We start from the raw sequence: 23,821 nt of genomic DNA, 5'->3' as shown, positions 1-23,821 counted from the left end.
CGCGTCAGGAAACGGGGGACGAGGTGGCGGAGCGTGAGATGTCCGGCCAGTATCTGGACGGGTATGCCCAACTGCTGGCGGACGTGTCGGCGACCGGCCGGCGGCTGACCCGCGACGAGATAGCGGCCCGGCGCGCGCTGGGCGAGCAGGCCGCGGAGGCCGGTCACGGGCTGCGCGCCCTGATCGTCGCCCACCTCACGGCCACCCGGGCCGCCTGGCCGGCCACGCCCGGCTCCGCCGACAGCACGCTCGCCGCCATGACGCAGGTCGTCGACGCCTTCGCCGAGGGCTACGAGCACGCCCAACTGGTCGCCGTACGCCGGGAGGAGGCCGCGCGCCGGGAGTTCATCGACGACCTCCTCTACGGCCGCAGCGATCTCGGGCACCTCGCCGAACGCGCCGAACGCTTCGGCCTGCGCCTCTCGCACGCCCACGCCGTCGCGGTCGCGCAGGGGCCCACGGCCTACGACGAGGGCGCGCCGGTCCCCCGCCGGGTGGAGCACGCTCTCAACGCCCGCTTCGGCGAGCGCAACATCCTGCTCACCACCAAGGACGGACGGCTGCTGTGCGTCGCGCCCGGCGACCAGGACGAGGTGCTCGCCCACTTCGCCAAGCACGCGTACGCCGCCACGGACGGCTGCCGTGTCGCCATCGGCCGGCCGCAGCAGGGTCCCGGCGGGGTCGTCCAGTCCTACGAGGAGGCCCTCAACACCCTCGAACTGGCCGAGCGGCTCGGGCTGGACGGGCCCGTGCTGCGCGCCGCCGACCTGCTGGTGTATCCCGTTCTCACCCGGGACCGGCAGGCCATGGCCGACCTGGTGCGGGACGCGCTGGGTCCGCTGACCGCGGCGCGCGGCGGCGCGGAGCCGCTGCTGGAGACGCTGAACGTGTACTTCGAGTGCGGGTGCGTCGCCGCTGAGGCCGCGCGGCGGCTGGCGCTGAGCGTGCGGGCGCTGACCTACCGGCTGGCGCGGATCCACCAGCTGACCGGGGCCGATCCGTGCGACCCCGGCCACCGGTACACACTGCAGACGGCCGTCATCGGGGCGCGGCTGCTGGACTGGCCGGCGAAAGCGCTCTGACTACAGGGCGCTCCAGTCCAGCGTCCGGCTCGTCAGCCGGGCCACGTCCGCCAGCAGGGACAGTCGCGCAGCCCGGATCCCCAGGTCGAGGTCCATGACCAGCACCTCGTTGAAGAACGCGTCGATCGCCTCGACCAGCGGCGCGGATGCCCCGACCAGCGCGGTGAGGTCGTCCTCCCGGCCCTGAAGGACGCCGCGGACCGCCTCCGTCGCCTCGGCCAGGCGCAGTTCGGCCGGTGCCGTGAGCAACGAGCGGTCGGCGTCCTTGGGTTCGTCGGCGGGAAGGATGCGCACCACCCGCTGCAGCGCCGCCACCAGCGCCCCGAACTCCGCTGTCTCCACGTGCTGTTCCAGTGCCGCCAGCACACGGTCCCCGGTGGCCGGGCGGTCCGCCCACACCCGTACCGCCTGCACCAGACGGTGTTCGTGCCCCGCGTCGGTGAGCTGCTGCTCATAGCGGCGGGCGATCAACTCGGCGGCCTCGGTGAGGCGTTCGGCGGGGACCTCGATGCCCTGGGCGGTGTAGCGGGCGGCCGCCGCGCGCAGGCCGTCGCTCACGCCGACGGCGGCCGTCGCCGGTACCGCGCGCAGGACGTTGACCAGGCCGATCGCCGCCCTGCGCACGCCGTACGGGTCGGAGCTGCCCGTGGGCACCGCGCCGATCACGAACATGCCGGTCACCAGGTCGAAGCGGTCGGCGAGGGAGAGCACGGCGCCCGCGTCGGAGGCGGGCAGGGCGCCGCCGGCCGAGCGCGGCAGCTCCATCTCGGCCAGCGCCCGCGCGACCTCCTCCGGCTCACCGGCGCGACGGGCGTACTCCTCCGCCATCACCCCGGCCAGTCCGGAGAACTCGACGACCATCTGCGAGGCCAGGTCGAACTTGGCCAGCTCACCGGCGCGCCGGACGGTCGCCGTCGTGTCCTCGGCAAGGCCGGCGCGGCCCGCGAGGTCGAGGGCCAGGGCGGCGATGCGGGTGGCGCGGTCGGCGACCGTGCCGAGGCGGTCCTCGAAGGTCAGCTGGTCCAGGCGGGCACGGAAGTCGGCGGGCGCCACCTTCAGATCGGCCCGCCAGAAGAAGGCCGCGTCCTCGTAACGGGCGCGCAGCACCGCCTCGTTGCCCGCCCGCACCACGTCGTCGTCGCAGGCGCCGTTGGCGAAGGTGACGAAGTGCGGCATCAGGCGGTCGCCGTCCAGCACCGGCAGATAGCGCTGGTGCTTGCGCATCACGGTGGTCAGCACGCTCGCCGGGAGGTCGAGGTAGCGCTCCTCGAAGGAGCCGCGCACCGGGTGCGGGAACTCCAGGATGTCGGTGATCTCGTCGATCAGCCCGGCCTGCCCCTCGGCGTCGATGCGGCCGCCGACCTCGGCCGCCAGCCGCTCGGCGCCGCGCACCACGGCGTCGTAGCGGACCTCGCGCTCCAGCACGATGCCGTGCATCTTCAGGAAGTGCGAGTAGCCCTCGGCGGTCGTCACCTGGACGACCGGGTCGGCGGCGGTGCGGTGAACCCGGGTGGTGGTGCCGGAGGCCAGCGCGGAGACCGTCACGGGCAGCGGGGTGCGGCCGAGCAGGGCCAGCAGCCAGCGGACCGGGCGGGAGAAGGAGAGCGCGGGATCGTTCCAGCGCATGTTGCGGGAGGCTCGCAGCCCGGAGACGACCTCGGAGAGCAGGTCGCTGAGCACCTCGGTGGCCGGGCGGCCCGGCTCCTCGCGGGTGACGGCGACGTAGTCGGTGCCCTTGACGGTGACCGTCCGGACGGCGTCGGGCTCGACGCCCTGGCTGCGGGCGAAGCCCAGCAGGGCCTGCGTCGGGGCGCCGTCCTTGTAGGCGGCCGCCGCCTTCGGCCCGCGCACGGTCTTCTCGGTGTCCGCCTCGCGCGGCTCCACCCGCTCGACGGTGACGACGACCCGGCGCGGGGTGGCCATCACGTTGATCTGCCCGTGCCGCAGGCGGGTCGCGGCCAGCTTGGCGGTGACCGACTCGCGCATCGCGTCGGTGGTGGCGACGACGTCGGCGTACGGCAGCTCCTCCAGGCCGATCTCGAACAGCAGCGTCTCGGTCCCGGGCACGGTGGGCAGTGGGGCGCGCACCGCCGGGGCGGGCTCGGGGGTGACACCGAGCGGGTGACCCAGCGCGGTGCGGCGCGCGGCCCACAGCTTGGCCGACTCATGGGTCAGGCCGCGCATCAGGGAGAACGCCTTGGCCCGCTCGGTGGTGCTGATCGCGCCGCGCGCGTCGAGGACGTTGAAGGTGTGGCTGCACTTGAGGACGTACAGATACGCCGGGACCGGCAGCTCCAGGTCCAGCAGGCGCCGTGCCTCGGCCGCGTACGCCTCGAACAGCCGGTGGTTCGTGTCCACGTCGGCGTCGTCGAGGTAGTAGCGGCTCATCTCGTACTCGTTCTGGCCGAACACCTCGCCGTAGGTGATGCCGGGCGCGTAGGCGATGTCCTTGAAGTGGGAGACGCCCTGGAGGTTCATCAGGATGCGTTCCAGGCCATAGGTGATCTCCACCGAGACCGGGCTGAGGGAGACGCCGCCCACCTGCTGGAAGTAGGTGAACTGGGTGATCTCCATGCCGTCCAGCCAGACCTCCCAGCCCAGTCCCCAGGCGCCCAGCGCGGGCGAGGCCCAGTTGTCCTCGACGAACCGGATGTCGTGGGCGGTCAGGTCGACGCCGAGCGCCTCGAGGCTGCCGAGGTAGAGCTCCTGCGGGTTGCCCGGGTCGGGCTTGAGGATCACCTGGAACTGGGTGTGCGTCTGCAGACGGTTGGGGTTCTCGCCGTAGCGGGAGTCGTCCGGGCGCACGCTGGGCTCGACGTAGGCGACGCTCCAGGGCTCGGGGCCGATGACCCTGAGCGCCGTGGACGGGTTGGCCGTACCCGCGCCGACCTCCGTGTTCAACGGCTGCGTGATCATGCAGCCGTTGGCGCTCCAGTAGTTCTGGAGCGTGAGGATGGCGTCCTGCATCGTCAGCGGGGTCTGGCCGGTCGTCATGGGGCGCATGATGTCACAGGGCCGACATGAGTGACCTGCTGTTTCTCGGTGCGGACAGCGCGGTGGCGAGGCGCGTCAGTTGTTCCAGCTCTCGTCGTACGGGTCCTTCGGCGTCGCCACCGGGGTCGCGGAGGTGACCTTCAGATACGGGACGGGGCCGTCGTTCACCGGGTCCCTGGTCTGCCGGGCGGTGTAACTCCCCGTGATCTCAAGCCACTTGTCGGGTTGCAGCACCGGAGGGATCTTGCCGGTCAGGGCGATCTTCACCGGCTGGGCGTCGGCGGCGCAGCAGTTGAGGGCCATGCGGACGAGGTAGGGGGCGCCGGAGCGGTCGAGGGCGACGAAGCCGGTGACCTTGATCTCACGGCCCTTCAGGGAGCGGCCGTGGTCGTAGACGGCGCGGGTGGCGTAGTCGACCACGTTGAGGTCGAGCGGGCCGGTGGCGGGCAGCTTGCCGTAACCGTACGGCTGCTGCAGAGCCGTACCGGTGCGCATCGCGCTGTAGGAGCCGAGGGCCGGCGGGGCGACCAGGATGAGGGCGAGCAGGGGCAGGACCAGCAGCCAGGAGATGCGGGGTTCGCGGTGGGTGTGCCCGTGGTCGTCGTGGGCGTCCGCCTCGTGGTTCCGGCGGCCCCGCCACTCGTACCAGATCGTCGCCAGCGCCGCGACGATCAGCACCGCGCCGGAGGCCAGCAGCAGCGGCTGGAGCCCCGCCTTGACATAGCGCAGGTAGAGGTTGGTGAAGCCGGCGTGCAGCAGGGCCGCGCCGGTCAGGAACAGGATCGCCGCCTGCGCCTGCCGGTTCACAGCAGCACCGCCCCGGTCAGCACCGCGCCCGTGATCGCGAGGACGAAGGTGGCGGGCGCGAAGCGCAGGGCGAAGCCGCGGCCGAAGGTGCCCGCCTGCATGGCGAACAGTTTGAGGTCGATCATCGGGCCCACCACCAGGAACGCCAGCTTGGCCGTCAGCGAGAACTGCGTCAGCGACGCCGCCACGAACGCGTCCGCCTCCGAGCAGATCGACAGCAGGACCGCAAGGACGGCGAGCGCGAGGATCGCCACCAGCGGGTTCTCGGCCGCCGTGCGCAGCCAGCTCGCCGGGGCCACCGCCTTGAGCGTCGCGGCGGCCATCGCGCCCACCACCAGGAATCCGCCCGCGTGCATCACGTCGTGCCGGACCGAGTTCCAGAACGCGGCGCCCTTGCTGGGGCCCTCGTAGTGGGAGCGTTGCGGTGTGCGCAGCCAGTCCGTGCGGCCGAGCCGCTGCCACAGCCAGCCCATCACGCACGACACGGCCAGGCTGGCGACGAACCGGCCCACGACCATCTCGGGGTTGCGGGGGAAGGCCACCGCGGTCGCCGTCAGCACGATCGGGTTGATCGCCGGGGCGGACAGGAGGAACGCGAGCGCCGCGGCCGGGGTCACCCCGCGCCGCACGAGCGCCCCGGCCACCGGCACGGACGCGCACTCGCAGCCCGGCAGCATCGCCCCCGCCATCCCGGCGACCGGCACCGCCAGGGCGGGCCGGCTGGGCAGCGCCCGCGCGAAGAACGCCGGTGGCACGAACACCGCGATGGCCGCCGAGAGCAGGACGCCGAGCACGAGGAAGGGCAGCGCCTGCACCAGCACGGCGACGAACACCGTCATCCAGCTCTGCATGACGGGTGCGTTGAGGGCGCCGCGGATGGGGCCCTGCAGCAGCACCAGCGTCAGCAGGAGCATGGTGAGCACGAGCGGCGACCTGGACTCCGACCCGGAGCCGGGCGCCGGCCGCGGTGCCGCATGCGGTTCGGGGGCGGCGTCGCGCGTCGGCTCGTGGGTGTCCGTGCCCGTCGGGGCTGGTCTGGTGATGGCCACGGGCGAGGTACCTCCGGTGGTGCGCTGCGGCGGTGCGCTGGTCCTGCTCCCCCTCAGTACGGCGGGAGCGCCGTGGACGTTCAGTGACCGTACGGGTTCTTCGCTGGAACCACCCGTCCCGGTGGGGCAGTCTTTGCCCTCGTGGCGAGCGTTCCGAATCAAGTTCAGCCGGACGATGGCGGGTCCGCGCACATGGTGGTCTGCGGTGACGACGGACTGGCCCACCGGCTGGCCGCCGAGCTGCGCGGTGTCTACGGCGAACAGGTCACCCTCGTCGTCCCGCCCTCCGAGCGCGGTGTCCGGCTGCCGGTGGTGGGCCGGGCCCGCGCGACGACGACGGCACTGCTCGACCGGGTGACCGCGGCCGTGGGCCGGGCTGGCGGGGCGGGGATGGCCGAACCCGTCGGCGCCCAGCAGGTCGTCGAGGCCACCGAGGCGACCGAGACCGTGCTCGCCGAGGCCGGCGTGGAACGGGCCGCCGCGCTCGCCCTCGTGTACGACGACGACGAGACCAACATCCGCGCCGCCCTCACCGCCCGCCGCCTCAACCCCCGGCTGCGGCTCGTGCTGCGCCTGTACAACCGGCGGCTCGGCCAGCACATCGAGGAACTCCTCGACCAGGCGTCCGCGCTGGCCGCGGGCGGCTCCGACACCACCGGCTTCGACGCGTCCACCACCGTGCTGTCCGACGCCGACACGGCCGCGCCGGCGCTGGCCGCCACCGCCGTCGCCGGCACCAGCAAGGTCGTCCAGACCGACGGGCTGCTGCTGCGCGCCGTGGAGCGCACGCCGCGCCCCGGTCAGCTCCCGGAGCCGGGTCTGGCCACGCTGGCGGTGCTCTCCAGCAACGACCCGGCCGGGGCCGACGGCGTCGGACTCGGCCCCGACCAGGAGCCGTTGCTGCTGCCCGACGCGGAGGCGGTGCGGGGTGCGACCGGACGCGGGACGGTGGTGCTGGAGCAGGTGTCGTACTCCGGGCCCGCGCTGCCGCCGGCCCGGGGTGCCGTGCCGTTCGCGTCGCTGTTCTCGCGGCGGCTGCGGTGGTCGCTGGCGGGCATGGCGGCATGCGTGATCGCGCTCGCCATCGCCCTGTCGGCGGTGACCCGGATGCACCCGCTGCAGGCCTTCTACCTGACCCTGCTCGACCTCTTCGCCATCGACGACCCCGCCATCGGGCAGCCCATCGGCCGCCAGATCCTCCAACTCCTCTCCGGACTGGTGGGGTTGCTGCTGCTGCCGGTGCTGCTGGCGGCGGTCCTGGAGGCGCTGGGCACCTTCCGCACGGCCTCCGCGCTGCGCAAGCCGCCCCGCGGACTGAGCGGGCATGTCGTCCTCCTCGGGCTGGGCAAGATCGGCACGCGGGTGCTGACCCGGCTGCGGGAACTGCAGATTCCGGTGGTGTGCGTCGAGTCCGACCCCGACGCGCGGGGCCTGGCCACGGCCCGGCGGCTGCGGGTGCCCGTCGTCCTCGGTGACGTCACCCAGGAGGGCGTCCTGGAGGCCGCCAAGATCCACCGGGCGGAGGCGCTGCTCGCGGTGACCAGCGCGGACACGACCAACCTGGAGGCCGCGCTGTACGCCCGCTCCGTGCGGCCCGATCTACGGGTGGTGCTGCGGCTGTACGACGACGACTTCGCGACCGCCGTGTACCGGACCCTGCGGGCCGCCCATCCGCGGGCGTCCACCCGGAGCCGGAGCGTGTCCCATCTGGCGGCTCCCGCTTTCGCCGGGGCGATGATGGGGCGGCAGATCCTGGGGGCGATCCCCGTGGAGCGGCGGGTCCTGCTGTTCGCCGCGGTGGATGTGGACGGGCATCCGCAGCTGGAGGGGAAGACGGTCGCGCAGGCGTTCCGGGCGGGGGCGTGGCGGGTGCTGGCGTTGGAGCGGGGGGTGTCGGCGGGGGGTCGGCAGGAGCCGGCCGCCGAGGAGGCGTACGAGGACGCGCGGGGCGTCGGGGGAGCGGGGCTGGTGTGGGATCTGGACGGGGCGTATGTGCTGCGGAAGTCCGATCGGGTGGTGATGGCGGCGACGCGGGTCGGGTTGGCGGAGTTGTTGGGGCGGCGGCGGGAGGCGGCGGGGGCGTGAATTGGCAGGGCGGCGCGGGTGCCGGGGCCGGGTTGGCGCCGGGCGCCGGGGATGGCGCCGGGCGCCGGGGATGACGCCGGGCGCCGGGGATGACGCCGGGCGCCGGGGATGACGCCGGGCGCCCGGAGCCGGGGTTGGCGCGGGGCGCCGGAGCCGGGGTTGGGCAGGGACCCAGGTTGGGGCTGTCCGGGTGGGGTTTCGCTGCCCGCGCTTGCGGGGTGCCGCCGCGCCCACCCGTGCCGCCCCAGCGGCACGACTGCCCGCGGCTGCTGCCCTCGCGGCTATGCCTCTCTCAAGTGCTTTTCCGCGAACTCCAGTTCCAGGCGTACCTGTTTGATGCGTTCGTCCACTACCAGGGAGCCGTGGCCCGCGTCGTAGCGGTATACCTCGTGGACCGCGCCTCTGGCCTCCAGGCGCTTGACGTAGTTCTCGATCTGGCGGATCGGGCAGCGTGGGTCGTTGACGCCGGCCGAGATGTAGACCGGGGCGGTGACCTTGTCCACGTAGGTCAGGGGTGAGGACGCCTCGAAGCGCTCGGGGACCTCCTCCGGGGTGCCGCCCAGCAGGGTGCGGTCCATGGCCTTCAGGGCTTCCATCTCGTCGTGGTAGGCCGTGACGTAGTCGGCGACCGGGACCGCGGCGATGCCCAGGGTCCAGGCGTCCGGCTGGGTGCCGAGGCCGAGGAGGGTGAGGTAGCCGCCCCAGGACCCGCCGGTGAGGACGAGCCGGTCGGGGTCGGCGAGTCCGGAGGTCACCGCCCACTCGCGGACCGCCGCGATGTCCTCCAGCTCGATCAGGCCGACGCGGTGCTTGAGGGCGTCGGTCCAGGCGCGGCCGTAGCCCGTGGAGCCGCGGTAGTTGACGCGGACCACCGCGTAGCCGTGGTCGACCCAGGCCGCCGGAGCGGCCGCGAAGGCGTCGCTGTCGTGCCAGGTGGGTCCGCCGTGGATGTCGAACACGGTCGGCAGGGGGCCGGTGGCTCCGGCCGGCTTCTGGACCAGGGCGTGGATGCGGCCACCGGGGCCGTCCACCCACACGTCCTCCACCGGGACCGAGCCCGGGGACTTCAGGCCGGGCGGGTCGAGGACGACCTTGCCGGTGGTGGAGCGCACCGCCGAGGGCTCGGCGGCCGAGGACCACAGGTACTCCACGCTGCCGTCGGGGCGGGCCGAGGCGCCGGAGACGGAGCCGGGCGGGGTGGGGATCCGCTCCAGGGCGCGGCCGGCCAGGTCGTACCGGAAGAGTTCGCTGCGGGCCTCGAAGCTGTGCACGATGAGCAGGCCCGCGCCGTCCGGGTACCACTCGGCGCTGACGTCGCCGGGCAGCTCCAGGGCCAGGTCGGTCTCCTCGCCGGTCGCCACGTCCCACACCAGCGGCTCCCAGCGGCCGCGGCGCTGGTGGCCGATGAGCAGGCGGGTGTCGCCCTCGACGGGGGCGAAGCCCAGCACCTCCAGGCCCAGTTCCTCGGTGCCGCCCTTGGTGTCGTCGAGCTCGGCGACGGGGGTGCCGTCGGGGCGCAGGACGCGCAGCGCCGAGTGCATGGCGTCGCCGTGCTCGGTGTGCTCGATCGCGATCAGGGTGCCGTCGTGGGAGAGGTCGCCGACGCCCGCCGACTCCCGGTGGCGGTAGATCTCCACGGGGGCCGAACCGGCGCGCGCGAGGTGGATCGTGGTGCCCTCCTCGTCGGTGGAGCGGCCGACGACCGCCGTGTCGCCGTCGCGGCCCAGGGCCAGGCCCGCCGGGTAGGAGGCGTCCAGGCCGGGGGCGGCGAGTTCGTCGGGGCCGCCGTCGAAGGGCTGTCTGCGCCAGACGCCGAACTCGTCGCCGTCCTTGTCGTCGAACCACCAGATCCACGCGCCGTCCGGGGAGAGCACGCCGTCCGTCGTGCCGTTCGGCCGGTCCGTGACCTGGCGCTGAGCACCCGTGGCCCGGTCCCAGGCGTACAGCTCGTACGTGCCCGTGGCGTTCGACACGAACAGGGAGCGGTCCGGGGCGTCCTCGGCCCATTCGGGCAGCCACACCCGTGGCGCCCGGAAGCGCTTCTCCCAGTCGGGCATGTCCTCGTTCCGCTTGGGGGCAGCGAACCCGTTGCTCTCAGTCATGGCCCCATAGTGCCTGCTCGCGCGGACAATTCGCCGCCAGGGTCCGCAGGCTGTGGACAACTTCTACCGCGCCCTTACCGAACACACGTCCAGGCCGTCGAACGGTGGGCGCGGCGGAGCGAACCCCGCGGCCGGGCGTGCCACGGCGGCCCCGTACCGTGGAAGGCGTGTACCGGTTTCTGCTGACGCCCCGGTGGTGGGGGATCAACGTCTTCGTGCTGCTCGCCATCCCCTTCTGCATCTTCATGGGGTCATGGCAGCTGAGCCGCTTCGAGGGCCGGGTGCAGGACCACCGCGCGGCGACCGCGCAGGCCGCCGACAGCAAGCGGGAGGCCGCGCGCCCCCTGCGGGAGCTGCTGCCCGTGGACAAGGCCACCTCGGGCCGGCAGGTCACCGCGACCGGCCGCTGGGGCAAGCAGCTGCTGGTGCCGGACCGCACCCTGGACGGCAGGCAGGGGTACTACGTGCTGACGCTGCTGCGCGTCGACGGCGGCAAGGCGCTGCCGGTCGTACGAGGCTGGCTGCCGGGGTCGGCCGACGCGGCCCGGGCCCCCGCCGCGCCGAGCGGTGAGGTCACCGTCACCGGCGCGCTGCAGGCGTCCGAGACCCCCGGGGACAACGGGGTGAGCGCGCGGGGCGGCCTGCCTGCCGGGCAGACCGCCGCGATCAGCGCGGCGTCGCTGGTGAACCTGGTGCCGTACGACGTGTACGACGCCTGGGTCACCCTGAACACGGCGGACTCCGGGATGAAGGCCGTGCCGGCGAAGGCGCCGGCCGACTCCGGGCTGGACCTGAAGGCCTTCCAGAACCTCGGTTACACCGGCGAGTGGTTCGTGTTCGCCGGGTTCGTGGTGTTCATGTGGTTCCGGCTGGTGCGCCGGGAGGTGGAGTTCGCGCGCGACGCGGCGATGGGGCTGGTGAGCGAGGCCGAGGCTCAGGACCCCGCGAGCAGCCCCGTGTAGTAGACGATTCCGGCGCACGCGTTCGGCACCGTCGCGGTGGCCGTGGGTGATCCGGCCTGCGTCGTGTGCGACACGATCACGCTGCCGTCCGCCGTGCCGTCCGTCCTGAGCATCTGGGTGGTCACGCCGCTGTCCGTGCCCGTGGACGTGGTGCCGCTGGTGCTGCTGGTGGTGTCGCCCGTGGGGGACGGGTCGGCGGTGGGGCCGCCGTCCGTGGTGCCGCCGCTGTCGCCACCGGTGCTGGGGCAGCTCTGGGAGGGCACCCAGGCGAACTTCACCTCGTAGGCCGCGCCGGGCTGCAGGATCAGTGAGGCGAGCTCGGTGGACGGGTCGGGCAGCCCGGCCGCCGCGTCGCCGGACACGTGCCGCATGGTGCTGATCTTCGCGGCGTCCGCGGCGCCCGCCGTCTGGAAGCCCACCGAGCCGAGGGCGTCGACGGTGCAGGAGGCGGTGGAGATGTTCACGACGCGGAAGGTGCCGTAGACGGTGCCCGCGGCGTCCGGGGCGGCGGCGCTGCCGGTGGCCTGGCCGAGCTGGCCGGCCGCGCAGACCGGGGCCGTCGCGGAGGTCGCCGAGGGGTCGGTGCCGGCCGTGCCGCCGGTGCCGGCGCCGGAGTTCTTGCCCTTGTCGTCGCCCTTGGTGCCGTTCTTGCCGGGGTTCCCGGACTTGCCGGAGGTGCCGCCGGCAGTGCTCTCACTGCCGTCGGTTTTTCCCTGGTTCGCCCCGCCCTGGGCCTGTGAGGCCTGGCCGGCGACGGACGGGTTGACGTCCGAGCCGGTGGAGTTGGAGACGTGCACCAGGGCCGGGACGGCGGTGCCGAGGAAGAGTGCCGCGGCCGCCATGCCGACCATCGCCTGCCGCTTGCGGGCGCGCCGGGCGGGCACGGCCCGCCGCAGGTGCTCCAATGTGCCGTCGCGCGGCTCGACCGTCTGCACCGCCTGGTGCAGCATCCTGCGCAGAGCCAGCTCGTCCGAGTCGAACCCGTCCGGGCTCTGGTCGTCGGGGCCGTGGTTCACAGTTCCGTTCCCAGCGTGCGATTGCGTGTGCTCTTGCTCGTGCGGTGCCGTCGGCTCGTGCCAGGCGAAGGGCTCGTGGCGGTCTCGGGAGTCGGGTCCCTGGGCGTCGCGGTTCATGCCGACGCCTCCATCGCGACGCGCAGGGCGGCGATACCGCGGGAGCCGTACGCCTTCACCGAGCCCAGCGATATGCCGAGCGTCTCGGCGACCTGCGCCTCGGTCATGTCCGCGAAGTAGCGCAGCACCAGCACCTCGCGCTGCCGGCGCTGCAGCCCCTTCATCGCCTTGATGAGGGAGTCGCGCTCCAATTGGTCGTACGCCCCCTCCTCCGCGCTCGCCATGTCCGGCATCGGCTTGGACAGCAGCTTGAGGCCGAGGATGCGGCGGCGCAGGGCCGAGCGGGAGAGGTTGACGACCGTCTGCCGCAGATAGGCGAGGGTCTTCTCCGGGTCACGGACGCGCTTGCGCGCGGAGTGGACGCGGATGAAGGCCTCCTGGACGACGTCCTCGCAGGACGCGGTGTCGTCGAGCAGGAGGGCGGCGAGGCCCAGCAGCGAGCGGTAGTGCGCCCGATAGGTCTCGGTCAGGTGGTCGACGGTGGTTCCGGCCGCCACGGCGTCCTCGACGCCGTCGCGCTGACTGGGTATGCGGGCGGGCCGCGCTGCGGGCATGGGCGCGATCACCGGCATGCCGCCGGGCGCGCCGGGCATGCGGGGTCGGCTGCGCGTAGCAGCGCTGAAGTCGAGAACCTGGGCCACGTCAGTTGGACACGCTTCCCCCCGTCAAGGTTGTACGTGCCGGGCGTCACTTTCGCGTCATGTGCCGTGACCGGCCGTCTCGCGTCAGGCAGCACAACCGACCGTGCGTCAAACGCCCTCATGCCTACCCGCTCTTCCCCTATATACCGAATGACCGAGATGTCCCCACACCTCGTACCGCGTCCCTGCCGACTCCCGAAGGCGGTCGGCCCCCTGAAGGACGTTCGACCCTCTGAAGGGCGTTCGCAAAGACGCTCCCCGCCCTTCGCGCGGTTGCGGAAGGACGGGGAGGAAAATCTTCGGACGCCGACGGGGTCCACAGCAAGTGGTCCGGACCATGGACCGGCTCACACTTCGTTCACAGATCATACAAACCGCCCCGGACCCGCGTCCGGGGCGTCTCGCGTCACGCCCGCTCGGCGGCCACCAGCTCGGCGATCTGGGCGGTGTTGAGGGCCGCGCCCTTGCGCAGGTTGTCCCCGCAGACGAACAGTTCGAGCGCGGTCGGATCGTCGAGCGCGCGCCGCACCCGGCCCACCCAGGTCGGGTCGGTGCCCACCACGTCGGCGGGCGTGGGGAACTCCCCGGCGGCCGGGTCGTCGAAGAGCACGACACCGGGCGCGGTGGCCAGGATCTCGCGGGCGCCGTCCACGGTGACCTCGCCCTCGAATCGGGCGTGGACGGTCAGGGAGTGCGTGGTGACGACCGGGACCCGTACGCAGGTGACCGCGACGGGAAGGCCGGGCAGTCCGAGGATCTTGCGGGTCTCGTCCCGCACCTTCATCTCCTCCGACGACCAGCCGTCCTCGCGCAACGACCCGGCCCACGGTACGACGTTCAGCGCCACCGGCTCCGGGAACGGCCCGGTGTCGTCGCCGACGGCCCGCCGCAGGTCACCGGGGTGCGTCCCCAGCTCCGTGCCGGCCACCAGCGCCAGCTGCCGGCGGAGCGTCTCGACACCGGCGCGGCCGGCGCCGCTCACCGCCTGGTACGAGGACACCACCAGCTCGCGCAGCCCGAACTCGGCGTGCAGCGCGCCGAGCGCCACGATCATCGACAGGGTCGTGCAGTTGGGGTTGGCGATGATCCCGCGCGGCCGGCGGCGGGCGCAGTGCGGATTGACTTCGGGGACGACCAGCGGGACCTCAGGGTCCATCCGGAAGGCGCCCGAGTTGTCCACCACGACCGCGCCCCGGGCGGCGGCGAGGGGCGCCCACTGCTCGGCGACCTCGTCGGGCACGTCGAACATGGCGACGTCGACCCCGTCGAAGGCCTCCTCGGTCAGCGCCACCACCTCGACCTGCTCACCGCGCACGGCCAGCTTGCGGCCGGCCGAGCGCGGCGAGGCGATCAGACGGATCTCGCCCCAGATGTCCGCGTGCTGGGACAGGATCTGGAGCATGACCGTGCCGACGGCCCCGGTCGCGCCCACGACCGCGAGCGTCGGCCGTCCGGTCCCAGACATCAGCGCCCGGTGCCCCCGTAGACGACGGCCTCGTCGCTGTCGGAGTCCAGGCCGAAGGCGCTGTGCACGGCGCGCACGGCGTCCGGCACGTCGTCGGCGCGGGTGACGACCGAGATCCGGATCTCGGAGGTCGAGATCAGCTCGATGTTCACGCCCGCGTCGGACAGCGCCTCGAAGAAGGCGGCGGTCACGCCCGGGTTCGTCTTCATGCCGGCGCCGACGAGGGAGATCTTGCCGATCTGGTCGTCGTAGCGCAGCGAGTCGAAGCCGATGCCGACCTTCGCCTTCTCCAGGGCGTCGATGGCCTTGCGGCCCTCGGTCTTGGGAAGGGTGAAGGAGATGTCGGTCAGCCCGGTGGACGCGGCCGACACGTTCTGCACCACCATGTCGATGTTGATCTCGGCGTCGGCGATGGCGCGGAAGATGACTGCGGCCTCGCCCGGCTTGTCCGGCACGCCGACGACCGTGACCTTGGCCTCGGAGGTGTCGTGCGCGACACCGGAGATGATGGCCTGCTCCACCTTCTTGTCCCCAATCGGCTCATTGCTGACCCAGGTGCCCTGCAGTCCGCTGAAGCTGGACCGGACGTGGATCGGAATGTTGTAGCGGCGGGCGTACTCCACGCAGCGGTGGAGCAGCACCTTGGAACCGGACGAGGCCAGCTCCAGCATGTCCTCGAAGGAGATCCAGTCGATCTTCTTCGCCTTCTTCACCACACGCGGGTCGGCGGTGAACACGCCGTCGACGTCGGTGTAGATCTCGCACACCTCGGCGTCGAGGGCCGCGGCCAGCGCGACCGCCGTGGTGTCGGAGCCACCGCGACCGAGGGTCGTGATGTCCTTCTTGTCGGCGCTGACACCCTGGAAGCCGGCGACGATGGCGATGTTGCCCTCGTCGAGCGCGGTGCGGATGCGCCCCGGTGTCACGTCGATGATGCGGGCTTTGTTGTGGACGGAGTCGGTGATGACGCCCGCCTGACTGCCGGTGAAGCTCTGGGCCTCGTGGCCCAGGTTTTTGATCGCCATGGCCAGCAGTGCCATGGAGATCCGCTCTCCGGCGGTCAGCAGCATGTCGAACTCCCGCCCGGCAGGCATGGGAGAAACCTGCTCGGCGAGATCGATCAGCTCGTCCGTCGTGTCGCCCATCGCGGAAACGACGACAACCACCTGGTTGCCGTTCTTCTTCGCTTCCACGATCCGCTTGGCGACGCGCTTGATGCCTTCGGCATCGGCTACGGAGGAGCCTCCGTACTTCTGCACGACAAGGCCCACGTGCGCTCCTCGCTCAGTCCCGTATATGTCGGCTCAGTTTAACGAGCGTCCGAAAATCCCCTCCGCGATATCGCATCGTGAGATCTCGGCCCGCTCGCGTTCCGGACAGCACCTGCCCCCCGAACGTCCGCGCCACTCGGAAAGTGCCCCGGGTCACAACCCGCTCGCTCAGGGGCACCGCCGGGACGCGCCATTGATCACACCCGCCGGTGGGGGGAGGATTCCGAGGCGTGACCGAGGGGTGGGCCGGCGACGCGCTGCTCGCGGGCATCGTGCTGCTCGGCTCGTCGGTGCAGTGGCTGACCGGCATGGGCTTCGCGCTGGTCGCCGTACCCGCACTGGTCCTGCTGCTGGGGCCGGTGGACGGGGTGGTGCTGGCCAACTGCGCCGCGGGCGCCATCAGCGTCGTCGGGCTCGCGGGCGGGTGGCGGCGGGTGCGGCCGGCCGCCATGGTGCCGCTGTGCCTGGCGGCGGCGTGCACGGTGCCGGCCGGGGCATGGGTGACGCGTCGGCTGCCCGAGCCCGGCCTGCTGCTGGTGATGGGCGCTCTGGTGACGGTCGCCGTGCTGCTGGTGATGCGGGGTGCGCGGGTGGCCGCGCTGCGCGGGACGAAGGGGGCCGTCGCCGCCGGTGCCGTCGGCGGGTTCATGAACTCGGCGGCGGGCGTGGGCGGCCCGCCGATCTCCCTGTATGCGCTCAACGCGGGCTGGACGGTACGGGAGTTCGTGCCGAACGCGCAGTTCTACGGGGTGGTGGTGAACGCCTTCTCGGTGGCCGCGAACGGGGCGCCGCGGCTGGGCGGCGCCCAGTGGACGGCGGTGGCCTGCGCGATGGCGGCCGGCGCGCTCGTCGGCAGGTCGCTCGCGCAGCGCATACCGGAGAAGCGGGCCCGACTGCTGGTGCTGACGCTCGCGCTGACCGGCGGGGTGACGGCCGTGGGGAAGGGACTGTGGGGGCTGTGAACGCCTCCGCCGTACGGCAGTTCGGATACGGTCGCCGGATGGAGATTCTGCGATACGTGGCGTTCAGCACCGACCCGGCGGGAGGCAACCCGGCGGGTGTCGTGCTCGATGCCACCGGCGTCGACGACGCGGCGATGCTGGCGGCCGCGGCCGAGGTCGGCTACTCGGAGACGGCGTTCGTGGTGCCGTCCCATGACGGCACCCTGGACGTGCGGTACTTCAGCCCGCTCGCCGAGGTCCCGTTCTGCGGTCACGCGACGATCGCGACAGCTGTCGCGCACGCGGAGCGGCACGGCACCGGACGGCTGGAGCTGCGCACGAAGGCGGGCCCGGTCACGGTCACCACCGACCGGACGGCCGACGGCACGCTGGTGGCGACCCTGGTGAGCGTCGCCCCGCGTTCGGTGCCGGTCCCGGAGGCCGACCTGGCCGAGTTGCTGGCGATCCTGGGCTGGGCCGCCGAGGACCTGGACCCGGCGCTCCCGCCGCGCGTGGCCTTCGCCGGCGCCTGGCATCCGGTCCTCGCCGCCGCCGACCGCGAGCGGCTGGCCGAACTGCGCTACGACATGGGCGCGCTCGCCGCCCTCATGGACCGTCGCGGCTGGACGACCGTCGACCTGGTCTGGCGGGAGTCCCCCACGGTCTTCCACGCCCGCAACCCGTTCCCGCCCGGCGGTGTCGTCGAGGACCCGGCGACCGGCGCCGCGGCGGCCGCTCTCGGCGGCTACCTCCGCGAGTTGGGGCTGGTGGCGACGCCCGCGACCGTGACCGTCCACCAGGGCGCGGACATGGGCCGGCCGAGCACGATCACCGTGACGGTACCGGCGGAGCCGGGCACGGGTATCGGCGTGGCCGGCGCGGCCGTAGCGCTCTGATCCGAGGCCGGAGCAGTCCTAGCCCCGCTTGATGCCCAGCGGGCCCGCGATCTCCTCCGCCATCACCTTGCCCGCCTCGAACTCCAGTGTCTCGTCGCCCATGCTCTGGTCCGTGTCCAGGCCGTCCAGCTCCTCGAGCGGCTGGTTGAGGCGGACGTGGATGAGGACGGACTGCAGGGCGCGCAGGGCGGCGGAGGCCGTGGAGCCCCAGTTGGAGAAGTAGGAGAACTGCCACCACCACAGGGCCTCCGTGACGCGGCCGGCGCGGTAGTGGGCCATGCCGTGGCGGAGGTCGGTGATGACGTCGGCGAGGTCGTCGGAGAGCCGGGCCGGCACGGGGGCCTTGCGAGGCTCGTAGGGGTCGAAGACCTCCGAGTAGACGTCCACCGGGTCCAGCAGGCGGGCGAGGTTCTCGCGGAGTTCGTCCACGTCGGCGTCCGGGCCCGTGTCCGGCTCGTAGCGCTCGTCGGGGACGATGTCCTCGTGCGCGCCGAGGCGGCCGCCGGCCAGCAGCAGCTGGGAGACCTCCAGCAGCAGGAAGGGGACGGCCGAGCCGGGCTCGTCGCCCTTGGCCACCTCCGTGACGGCCACCAGGAAGCTCTCTACCTGGTCCGCGATCTGGACGGCGAAGTCGTCCGGGTCCTGCGTCGCGTCGTGCAGCGTGGCGTCAGACATCTAGGAGTCGTCTCCCCTCGAAGGCGCGACCGAGGGTCACCTCGTCCGCGTATTCCAGGTCGCCACCCACCGGGAGGCCGCTGGCCAGGCGGGTGACCTTGAGGCCCATGGGTTTGATCATTCGGGCGAGGTACGTCGCCGTGGCCTCGCCCTCCAGATTCGGGTCCGTGGCCAGGATCAGTTCCGTGACCGTACCGTCGGCCAACCGCGCGAGAAGTTCTCGGATGCGCAGGTCGTCGGGGCCGACGCCCTCGATGGGGCTGATGGCCCCGCCCAGGACGTGGTAGCGGCCGCGGAACTCGCGGGTGCGCTCGATCGCGACCACGTCCTTCGGCTCCTCCACCACACAGATGACGGAGGGGTCGCGGCGGGTGTCGCGGCAGATGTTGCACAGCTCCTCCTGCGCGACGTTGCCGCACGTCGCGCAGAAGCGGACCTTCGCCTTGACCTCCATCAGAGCCTGGGCGAGGCGCCGTACGTCCGTCGGCTCCGCCTGCAGGATGTGGAAGGCGATCCGCTGGGCGCTCTTGGGACCGACGCCGGGCAGCCGTCCCAGCTCGTCGATGAGGTCCTGGACCACGCCTTCGTACAACGGATCGCCCTTCCTGGAGTCTTTCAGTTCGTACGGTAGTTGCCACAGGCCCCGCTTAGAAAGGCGGTGCCGGCTCCTAGAACGGCAGGCCCGGGATGCCGCTGCCGCCGCCGAGGCCCTGGGCCAGCGGGCCGAGCTTCTGCTGCTGCAGGGCCTGCGCGTTCTCGTTGGCGGCCTGGACCGCCGCGACGATCAGGTCGGCGAGGGTCTCGGTGTCCTCCGGGTCCACAGCCTTCGGGTCGATCTTCAGGGCGCGCAGCTCGCCGGAGCCGGTGACGGTGGCCTGCACCAGGCCCCCGCCCGCCTGTCCGTCGACCTCGGTCTGCGCCAGTTCCTCCTGCGCCCGCTGCAGGTCCTGCTGCATCTTCTGGGCCTGCTGGAGCAGCTGCTGCATGTTGGGCTGGCCACCACCGGGAATCACGATCAGCTCCTGGTTTCGTCGTCTCATCCGTTGTGCTTCCACCGTTGTGCACGAGCCTACGTGTTCCGCGCAGCCATCGCCCCGCCACTCTTTCGAGTGAGATCGCCGCGACTCCCATACCTGATCAAGGCCCCCTTGCGAGCGGAAAAGAGACGAAAGGCAGGCCTTCGCCACCCATTGGGCGGTAGGAAGGGTCCCGCGTCGTCATCCAATGTCACGCAATGTGAACGGTCGGCGTCGGTTCGGGATCAGTGGATCAGTAGGGAGTGCCGGGTGGGTCAGCCGGAGATGCAGCCCGAGGGTCCGCCTCAGGACGGGCGCGGCGAGGGCGCGGCCGGACTGCGGCCGGGCGATCTGGCCGGGCGGTCGTTCCCGCTCGGGGACTGGGGCGAGCCGGCCGAGCGGCTGTACGAGCTGTACCGGTGGGTGGAGCGCGGGGCGATGGACACGGCGGCCTGGTACCTCGCCGACCGGGTGTGGAAGCGGCGCGGCGCGCGGGCGCTGCGGGCCGGGACGGCGGCGGGGGCGGTCACCGGGGCCGCGCTGCCGCTGCTCGACCTCACCGGGGTCCTCAGCGGGGCCGCCACCTGGGGATATCTGGCGCTGCTGCTGGCCGTGGCCTGCGTGGCGGTGGACCGGTTCTTCGGGGTGACGTCCGGGTGGATAAGGGACGTGGCCACGGCGCAGGCGGTGACGCGACGACTGCAGGCACTGCAGTTCGAGTGGGCGTCGGAGAGCGTGCGCGAGGTCCTGGGGCCGACCGAGGGGACCGCCGGGGAGGCCGCCGAGCGTTGTCTGGCGGTGCTGCGGCGGTTCGCGGAGGACGTGACGGAGCTGGTGCGGACCGAGACGGCGGACTGGATGGTGGAGTTCCGTACGGGGTCGGCGCCGATGGGGATCCAGTCGGTGGGCGCGAGTGGCGGCCGCCAGGAGCCGGGGAGCGCGCAGGGGCGGTTGCCGCTGCCGCCCGGCGCGAACTCCCGGCCGAACATGCCGCGCCAGCGGCCGCCGGAGCCGCGGTGAGGGGTGCGGGACGCGGGTGCCTGGTCGCCGTGGGGGTGCGGGGCCGTTCGCGGCTGCGGGTTGCGTGTGGCTGGTCGCGCAGTTCCCCGCGCCCCTAACTAAGGGCGTGCCCGCCCCCTATGTCTGGGGGCTCGGGAAGGCCACCGGGCTGCACTGGCCGCGGGTGTTGCGTGCTCGTACGCCGAAGAAGACGTTGTCCTTCGACAGGTCCACCTCGTACGTCGTGACGTCGCCCGCCGGGATCACGTGGGTCCATTCCGGCGCCGTCGTCTCGCGCCAGACCACCTCGTACCCGGCCAGGTCCGGCTCCGTGCCGCGGCTCCACACCAGCGTCGTGGAGTTGGTCAGGGCGGACGTGACGATCTTCAGCCCCTTCGGTGTCCCCGGCGCCTGGGCCAGGGTCCACAGGGCGGCGGCGTTGACCCTGGCCACTCGGGCGACGAAGCCGAAGTCGCAGAACTCCGGCAGGTCGCCGTACTGCTTTCCGTTCTCGACGCGCACGTCCTGGTGCTGATGGGCGAAGTCCTCGGCGGGCTCGGTGAAGCGGGCGGCCGGGTAGGCGCGTTCGAGGAACGGGATGTGGTCGCCGCCGCGGAGGTAGCGGTCGCGGCGGTAGACCACGCGGACGCGCATGCCGGTGGCATCGTTGTCGGCCACGTCCCGGACGAAGCGGGCCAGCTGGCGGGTGGCCGAGTCGTTCTCGCCGCCCACCGACCTGCGGATCGCGGCCTGTTCCGGGGTCTCGGAGGTGGGCACTCCCTCGGCGAAGAGTCGGATCGTGTGCGGGTCCCGCGTCCCGTCGTCGGCGGTCGGGCTGCCGACGATGTCGTTGGTGAACATCCCCTGCACGTCCGTACCGGCCGCCTTCAGCAGCTCGGCCAGGTGCGTCGACCCGTACAGTCCCTGCTCCTCCCCCGCCACCGCCGCGAACACGATCGTGGCCGCCGGCCGCCGCTTCGCCATCACCCGCGCCAGTTCCAGTACGACCGCCACCCCGGACGCGTCGTCGTCCGCGCCCGGCGCGTCGGACGTGGCGTCCATGACGTCGGTGACCCGCGAGTCGTAGTGCCCGGAGACGACGTACACACGGTCCGGTGTCACCGAGCCGCGCAGGGTGGCCACGACGTTGGTGATGCGGGTGGCGGTGGGGATGCGGGAGGCCGGTTCCTGGACGTACGACTGGAGCTCGACGGTCATACGGCCGGCCGACTCGGCGGCGTACGACCGCAGTTCGGCCAGCAGCCAGTCGCGGGCGGCGCCGATGCCGCGGGCCGGGTCGTCCTGGGCGGAGAGGGTGTGCCGGGTGCCGAAGGAGACCAGCCTGCGCACCGTCGCCTCGATCCGGTCCGGATCCAACTCCCGTAACAGCGAACGGAGTTCCCGTGAGGGGCGTTGGGCCGTCGGTGGCGGCGCCGGGGCGGCGGCCTCGGCGGGGGCGGCCCCCGCGGCGCCCAGTGCGGTCGCGCTCGCCGCCGCCGTCGCGGTCAGGACCGTTCTCCTGGTGGGACGCATGTGCCCTCCCGAGTCTGCCGATACCCCCACCATCGTCATGGGCACGCCAGGCGGGCACAAGGGTGTGGGGCAGGCGCCGGCCGGGTCCGCTCAGCCCCTGGTGTACTTCAGCTTCTCCCCGTTGGTGGTGTTCACGCGCTCCAGGCTGCCGTCGGGCAGCAGGCTGATCTCGGTGGGGTCGCCCGGCTTGCAGTAGCCGGAGTCGCCGACCGTGACGATGGAGGGCCCGAGCTCCAGCGGGCCGTCGCCGCCCGGGTCCTGGGTCAGCTCGGCCTGGAACACGCAGTGGTAGCTGCCGCTGGAGGTGGGGCCGTCGGCCACGAGGGAGAGCACGTTGTCGCCGACCTTGCCCTGCTGGATGGTGAGCCGGCGGGTGTTCTCGCCGTCCGCGTTGGTGATCGTGGCGCTCCAGGTGCCGAGGTAGGCGGCGGGCACCGCGCCGTCGGAGGGCGCGGACGTGGTCGGAGAGGCGGACGTGGGCTGCTGCGTGGTCGGTCCGGGGGTCGTGGGCGCGCTCGTGGAGGGCCCCGGCCCGGGCTTGTCGTCGGCCTTGTCGTTGCCGCCGCCGTTCATGATGGCGTACACCGAGCCGCCGGCACCGAGCGCGACGACGAGGGCGACGGCGATCAGCAACGCCGTGGAGCGGCCGCTTCTGCGGGGCGCCTCCTGGGGGACGGTGGTCGACGGGCCGGTGTAGGGGCCGGGCCCGTACGGCGGGGTGGAGCCGAGGGCGCCGTAGGAGCCGGGCTGGTGGGGGTAGCCGTAGGCGGGGGGCTGTTGCTGGGGATACCCGTATCCGGCGGGCTGTTGCTGCGGATACCCGTATCCGGGTGGCTGTTGCTGCGGATACCCGTAGCCCGGCTGCTGCTGGGCGCCCCCTGTGCCGGACTGCGACTGCGGCTGTTCGGGATGGCCGTGGGCGGACTGGCTCTGAGACTGCGGGGTGGGCGGGGGTGTCGGGGCGGACGGTCCGGCGACCTGCGTCGGGAGGTGGTTCAGGGGCGCGCCGCCGGCCGGCTGTCCCGGCGGTGGCGGCCCGGCGGGCGTGTCCGGGCCCGGCCGCGCCGGCGTGTCATCCCCGGCGGGGGCGTGCTCGGGCGAGACCTCGGGCGCCGGCTTGTCGAGGGACGGTGCCGTGCCCGGGGCGACGGCCGTGGCGCCCGCGGCCCAGGCCCCCTCCGCCGTGCGATCCGGGTCCTCCGTGTCCAGCAACTGCACCGCGTGCCGCCCGAGTTGGGCCACCAGGGCGCTCGGCAGCCACGGGTCCTTCGAGCGTCCGCCCAGCACGGTGTCCTCGGCGCCCGTGCGCTCCAGGACCTGGTCCAGGGTGGGCCGGGCGGCGGGGTCCTTCTTCAGGCAGTCCCGTACGAGGTCGGCGATGCCCTCGGGCACCCCCTCCAGGTCCGGTTCCTCCTGGGCGATCCGGAACATCAGGGCGTGCACGCCGCTGTTGGCGGTGCCGAAGGGCAGGGCGCCGGTGGCGGCGTACGCCAGGACGGAGCCGAGGCAGAAGACGTCGCAGGCGGGCGTGATCCGGTCGCCGCGCACCTGCTCGGGCGCCATGAAGCCGGGCGACCCGACGAGCGCGCCGGTCCGGGTGAGCCCCCCGTCGGTCACGGTCTCCAGCGCCCGGGCGATCCCGAAGTCGATGACCCGCGGGCCGTCGATGGTCACCAGCACGTTGGAGGGCTTGAGGTCCCGGTGCACGATCCCGGCGGCGTGGATGTCCTTCAGCGCGTGCGCGAGCCCGGCGGCGAGGATGCGTACCGACCGCTCGGGCAGCGCCCCGTGGTCGTGTCCGACGACCTGCTGCAGGCTCGGCCCGGCGACGTACCCGGTGGCGACCCAGGGCACGGCGGCCTCGGTGTCGGCGTCCAGCACGGGCGCCGTCCAGTACCCGCCGACCTGCCGCGCGGCCTGCACCTCCTTCCGGAAGCGCTCCCGGAACTCCTCCTGCGCGGCCAGCTCCCGGCGCACCAGCTTGACGGCGACGGTACGGCCGCGGTCCGACCGCGCGAGGTACACGAACCCCATCCCGCCCGCGCCCAGCCGCGCCAGCAGCCGGTATGCCCCGATCCGTCGCGGATCGCCGGCCCCGAGCTTCTCCATCCCCGGCCCCCCGAAATCCCCCGATACCCTGTGGAACGTGCCCACGATAGTGCGGGGCGGG

19 protein-coding genes are annotated in these 23,821 nt (G+C 72.9%); 6 read left to right on the top strand and 13 right to left on the bottom strand.

The window, feature by feature from the left end; translation table 11 throughout:
- Positions 1-38: 38 nt before the first annotated feature.
- A complete protein-coding gene (locus tag ACIGDI_RS33115; RefSeq protein WP_399904450.1) occupies positions 39-1,082 on the top strand; it encodes a PucR family transcriptional regulator in 1,044 nt (347 codons plus the stop codon).
- Here the strand turns inward: ACIGDI_RS33115 and ACIGDI_RS33110 are convergent, their stop codons facing one another.
- The 3 genes from ACIGDI_RS33110 to ACIGDI_RS33100 all read right to left on the bottom strand — a co-directional run bounded on the left by ACIGDI_RS33110 (position 1,083) and on the right by ACIGDI_RS33100 (position 5,932).
- Complete coding sequence (locus tag ACIGDI_RS33110; RefSeq protein ID WP_399904447.1) at positions 1,083-4,076, bottom strand: glycine--tRNA ligase; 2,994 nt, start codon at positions 4,074-4,076, stop codon at positions 1,083-1,085.
- Between the two features lie 75 nt (positions 4,077-4,151).
- Positions 4,152-4,883 carry a TIGR03943 family putative permease subunit gene (locus ACIGDI_RS33105; RefSeq protein ID WP_399904444.1) on the bottom strand — a complete coding sequence of 244 codons (732 nt, stop codon included), beginning with the start codon at positions 4,881-4,883 and terminating at the stop codon, positions 4,152-4,154.
- Positions 4,880-5,932, bottom strand: a complete 1,053-nt coding sequence (locus tag ACIGDI_RS33100) for a permease (RefSeq protein ID WP_399904441.1) — start codon at positions 5,930-5,932, stop codon at positions 4,880-4,882. Before ACIGDI_RS33100 ends, ACIGDI_RS33105 begins: the two co-directional genes overlap by 4 nt.
- Before the next feature lie 192 nt (positions 5,933-6,124).
- Between ACIGDI_RS33100 and ACIGDI_RS33095 the strand changes: the two genes are divergently transcribed.
- Entirely contained in the window at positions 6,125-8,017 is a 1,893-nt protein-coding gene (locus tag ACIGDI_RS33095; protein ID WP_399904438.1) for an NAD-binding protein, read from the top strand.
- A 281-nt stretch (positions 8,018-8,298) separates the two neighbouring features.
- On the opposite strand, the gene ACIGDI_RS33090 is transcribed toward ACIGDI_RS33095, so the two are convergent.
- Positions 8,299-10,119 (bottom strand): prolyl oligopeptidase family serine peptidase, encoded by a 1,821-nt coding sequence (locus ACIGDI_RS33090; protein ID WP_399904436.1) that lies wholly within the window; start codon positions 10,117-10,119, stop codon positions 8,299-8,301.
- Between the two features lie 167 nt (positions 10,120-10,286).
- Here ACIGDI_RS33090 and ACIGDI_RS33085 point away from each other — a divergent pair, with 167 nt between their 5' ends.
- On the top strand, positions 10,287-11,081 hold the full coding sequence (locus ACIGDI_RS33085) for an SURF1 family protein (RefSeq protein ID WP_399904433.1): 795 nt from the start codon (positions 10,287-10,289) through the stop codon (positions 11,079-11,081).
- On the opposite strand, the gene ACIGDI_RS33080 is transcribed toward ACIGDI_RS33085, so the two are convergent.
- The 4 genes from ACIGDI_RS33080 to ACIGDI_RS33065 form a co-directional block, all read right to left on the bottom strand.
- On the bottom strand, positions 11,054-12,097 hold the full coding sequence (locus ACIGDI_RS33080) for a hypothetical protein (protein ID WP_399904430.1): 1,044 nt from the start codon (positions 12,095-12,097) through the stop codon (positions 11,054-11,056). The genes ACIGDI_RS33085 and ACIGDI_RS33080 overlap by 28 nt on opposite strands.
- Positions 12,098-12,210: 113 nt before the next feature.
- Positions 12,211-12,807 (bottom strand): SigE family RNA polymerase sigma factor, encoded by a 597-nt coding sequence (locus ACIGDI_RS33075; RefSeq protein WP_399904427.1) that lies wholly within the window; start codon positions 12,805-12,807, stop codon positions 12,211-12,213.
- 454 nt (positions 12,808-13,261) lie between these two features.
- A complete protein-coding gene (locus ACIGDI_RS33070; protein WP_399904424.1) occupies positions 13,262-14,320 on the bottom strand; it encodes an aspartate-semialdehyde dehydrogenase in 1,059 nt (352 codons plus the stop codon).
- Entirely contained in the window at positions 14,320-15,591 is a 1,272-nt protein-coding gene (locus ACIGDI_RS33065; protein WP_399904421.1) for an aspartate kinase, read from the bottom strand. The genes ACIGDI_RS33070 and ACIGDI_RS33065 overlap by 1 nt, the downstream gene beginning before the upstream one ends.
- A gap of 230 nt (positions 15,592-15,821) precedes the next feature.
- Between ACIGDI_RS33065 and ACIGDI_RS33060 the strand changes: the two genes are divergently transcribed.
- Entirely contained in the window at positions 15,822-16,553 is a 732-nt protein-coding gene (locus ACIGDI_RS33060; protein WP_399904417.1) for a TSUP family transporter, read from the top strand.
- Positions 16,554-16,591: 38 nt separating this feature from the next.
- Positions 16,592-17,428 (top strand): PhzF family phenazine biosynthesis protein, encoded by an 837-nt coding sequence (locus ACIGDI_RS33055; protein WP_399904414.1) that lies wholly within the window; start codon positions 16,592-16,594, stop codon positions 17,426-17,428.
- A gap of 18 nt (positions 17,429-17,446) precedes the next feature.
- Here ACIGDI_RS33055 and ACIGDI_RS33050 read toward each other — a convergent pair whose 3' ends face one another.
- The 3 genes from ACIGDI_RS33050 to ACIGDI_RS33040 all read right to left on the bottom strand — a co-directional run bounded on the left by ACIGDI_RS33050 (position 17,447) and on the right by ACIGDI_RS33040 (position 19,116).
- The gene (locus ACIGDI_RS33050; protein WP_200701686.1) at positions 17,447-18,103 is read right to left on the bottom strand and encodes a DUF5063 domain-containing protein; all 657 of its coding nucleotides are present in this window, start codon (positions 18,101-18,103) and stop codon (positions 17,447-17,449) included.
- Entirely contained in the window at positions 18,096-18,695 is a 600-nt protein-coding gene (recR, locus tag ACIGDI_RS33045) for a recombination mediator RecR (protein ID WP_055536881.1), read from the bottom strand. The genes ACIGDI_RS33050 and recR overlap by 8 nt, the downstream gene beginning before the upstream one ends.
- 76 nt (positions 18,696-18,771) lie before the next feature.
- Positions 18,772-19,116: a YbaB/EbfC family nucleoid-associated protein gene (locus tag ACIGDI_RS33040; RefSeq protein WP_200701697.1), complete on the bottom strand. Its 345-nt coding sequence runs from the start codon at positions 19,114-19,116 to the stop codon at positions 18,772-18,774.
- A 273-nt stretch (positions 19,117-19,389) separates the two neighbouring features.
- On the opposite strand from ACIGDI_RS33040, the gene ACIGDI_RS33035 reads away from it, so the two are divergent.
- Entirely contained in the window at positions 19,390-20,139 is a 750-nt protein-coding gene (locus ACIGDI_RS33035) for an SLATT domain-containing protein (protein WP_200701687.1), read from the top strand.
- A 117-nt stretch (positions 20,140-20,256) separates the two neighbouring features.
- On the opposite strand, the gene ACIGDI_RS33030 is transcribed toward ACIGDI_RS33035, so the two are convergent.
- Positions 20,257-21,651 carry a M20/M25/M40 family metallo-hydrolase gene (locus ACIGDI_RS33030; RefSeq protein ID WP_399904410.1) on the bottom strand — a complete coding sequence of 465 codons (1,395 nt, stop codon included), beginning with the start codon at positions 21,649-21,651 and terminating at the stop codon, positions 20,257-20,259.
- A 90-nt stretch (positions 21,652-21,741) separates the two neighbouring features.
- Positions 21,742-23,760, bottom strand: coding sequence for a protein kinase (locus tag ACIGDI_RS33025; protein ID WP_399904407.1), 2,019 nt, complete (start codon positions 23,758-23,760; stop codon positions 21,742-21,744).
- Positions 23,761-23,821 lie beyond the last annotated feature (61 nt).

The organism is Streptomyces sp. NPDC085900 (assembly GCF_044540925.1).
Taxonomy (GTDB): Bacteria; Actinomycetota; Actinomycetes; order Streptomycetales; family Streptomycetaceae; genus Streptomyces; species Streptomyces gilvifuscus.
The sequence above is the reverse complement of the archived record's forward strand: the minus strand, read 5'-3'. Positions and strand labels throughout refer to the sequence as shown.